2 protein-coding genes are annotated in these 2,296 nt (G+C 38.1%); one reads left to right on the top strand and one right to left on the bottom strand.

Annotated elements, in window-relative coordinates:
• Window positions 1-429 precede the first annotated feature (429 nt).
• On the bottom strand, window positions 430-666 hold the full coding sequence (locus BKE30_RS15615) for a DUF4113 domain-containing protein (protein WP_076879472.1): 237 nt from the start codon (window positions 664-666) through the stop codon (window positions 430-432).
• Between the two features lie 276 nt (window positions 667-942).
• On the opposite strand from BKE30_RS15615, the gene BKE30_RS15605 reads away from it, so the two are divergent.
• A protein-coding gene (locus tag BKE30_RS15605; RefSeq protein ID WP_143253818.1) for an IS3-like element ISAba21 family transposase occupies window positions 943-2,108 on the top strand; the annotation gives its coding sequence in 2 pieces (ribosomal slippage) (window positions 943-1,201 and window positions 1,201-2,108; 1,167 coding nt in all).
• Window positions 2,109-2,296 lie beyond the last annotated feature (188 nt).

Below are 2,296 nucleotides of genomic sequence, written 5' to 3'. Positions count from 1 at the left end.
AAGCAAGGTTCTAATTTATTGAGTAAAACCAATCTAGAGAAGTTAAATCTGGCAATAGGGCCTCACAGAGTTTCCGAATTGCGGTTAATCAATGATTTTATTAACCGACAGGCTATTGTCATCTAAACAGGCAAGCTTTTACTTTTATGAATAGTCAAAAAATTTTGACATGGTGATTTTATGGCGATGATGGAATATACAATTGAGGGAATCACTCACAAGGTTGAGTATGATGTATTCGATGATGAACTCATTGTCTATTTGCCGGATGGTACAACGCGTACCACATGGCTTAGAGGTCTCACAATCAAAACTGCAATTAGGCCACACCTGATTTCTTATCTTAATGGCCAAAAAGTAAGGCATGAGATGTAAATCTTAAAACTCACTAAAATGTTAGATAAAAGTAAGCTTGTCTGAGCTATTATCTTAATAAATTCGCCATACATCCTTCCAGCTCGTTAGGTAACTGGGTGACTTGTTGGCCTGTGTCATTGTACAGTTCCGGTTTTTAAACGTGCAGGAGCCAATGGCTATCGCATCCTTACCAAATTTCTTGTTGATTTCGTCTAGGGTAAAGGTCAGTAGTTTACGTTCATTGATTTGTTCCTGATCGGCCAACAGATCAGGAATAAACCTGGCTTCAGACACGATATTCAGCAGCATCACACCAGCTTTTTTATAACGCTGGCCAGATTTGAAAATCTGCTCTAATCATTACCTTAGAGCTATTTTATATCAGTAATGATGCTGAGCTGCAAAAATACTTTGATCGTAAGGATGAGATGTTTGCAGCCATAGCTGATGTGCGAACGCAAGCGTTTAATTGAAAGTAATCTTCTCATTCCAGCCGCTTAAATAATTAGGCGACCGGTTTGATGTGTGCTGAGAAAACAGGAGGTTTTAACTTGGTAAACTATAGACACTCATCAGGAGTTTACCATGAGCAAGAAACAGAAGACTTACACCGCAGAATTTAAAGTTGAAGCAATAAAATTGATTGAAGCCAATCAAGGCAATGTATCGGAAACAGCCAGACAACTTGGCATTTCAATGCAAACTCTTTCAAATTGGAATAATAAAGCAAAGACTGGCACCTTAGCAGGCACTAAACAATATTCACCTGATCTAAATGCCTTACTCGAAGAAAATAAAAAGCTCAAACAACAGCTCAAAACAGCTGAAATGGAACGTGAATTTCTAAAAAAGGCAGCAGCGTACTTTGCGAAAGAAAGTCAGTAAGGTACGCCTATATGAAACAGCAAAGACATTTATTCCCGATTAGCTTTATGGCTAGATTACTTCACGTTTCAGTGTCACGATTTTATGATTGGCTAAAACGAGGCATGAATAAAAGATTGGTTCAGCGAAATCAACAGACAATTTTGGTCAAAATAGCTCATGAGGAAACTAAACAAAGCTATGGCTATATTCGATTAACTAAGCATTTACAAGCGCAAGGTATCAAAATCAGTACGTATGCTGTACGTCAAATAAAAAAGCTCAACCAGCTGTATTGTAAGCGTCATAAGCGTTTCAAAAGAACTACGAAGAGTGATCATAATCGAGCGATCTACGCAAATTTACTAGAGCAACAGTTTTCAATGACTAAGCCCAATCTTGCATGGTCAAGCGATATTACATACATTTGGACTGCTGAAGGTTGGTTATACTTGGCAGCAGTAAAAGACCTGTACACGAAACAAGTGGTTGGCTATAGCTTAAATGAGCGTATGACCGCACAACTTGTTTGCAATGCACTGACTATGGCGATTCGTAATCAAAAACCAACGAAAGGCTTAATTATTCATTCGGACAGAGGCAGCCAATATTGCAGCCATGAATATCAAAAGATACTGGAAAAATGTGATTTTCAAGGTTCAATGAGCAAACGTGGGGACTGTTACGATAATGCACCGATTGAAAGTTTCTGGGGCATACTCAAGAATGAATTAGTGCATCATTGCAACTATAAAACCAGAGATGAAGCTAAAGCAGATATTACAAAATACATTGTGTTATTTTATAATCAGCGAAGAATTCAAAAGAGTTTGGATTTTAAAACGCCAAATCAAATAGCAGAGAACTTTTATCGGTTAGCTGCCTAGCATATCCCAAGTGAAAGTCTCCTGCTAATTCAGCACATATCAGTTTGCTCATAGCGTGGTTTAGTGACTACATCAAATTAATTGCCCGGTTATGCGCGCATGATGATCTGATAAAGGTCACACTTTAATTACAGTGTGTTTATTTGTAGTAGCTCAAACCTGATCTGACAGTCACCATTTTTGCATAG

It is taken from the genome of Alkanindiges hydrocarboniclasticus (assembly GCF_001982605.1).
In the GTDB taxonomy this organism is placed as follows: Bacteria; Pseudomonadota; Gammaproteobacteria; order Pseudomonadales; family Moraxellaceae; genus Alkanindiges; species Alkanindiges hydrocarboniclasticus.
The sequence above is the reverse complement of the archived record's forward strand: the minus strand, read 5'-3'. Positions and strand labels throughout refer to the sequence as shown.

Bases quoted from the DNA above. Each gene is read 5' to 3' on its own strand.
- BKE30_RS15615 (WP_076879472.1), bottom strand. From the start codon at position 666: ATGCTGCTGAATATCGTGTCTGAAGCCAGGTTTATTCCTGATCTGTTG.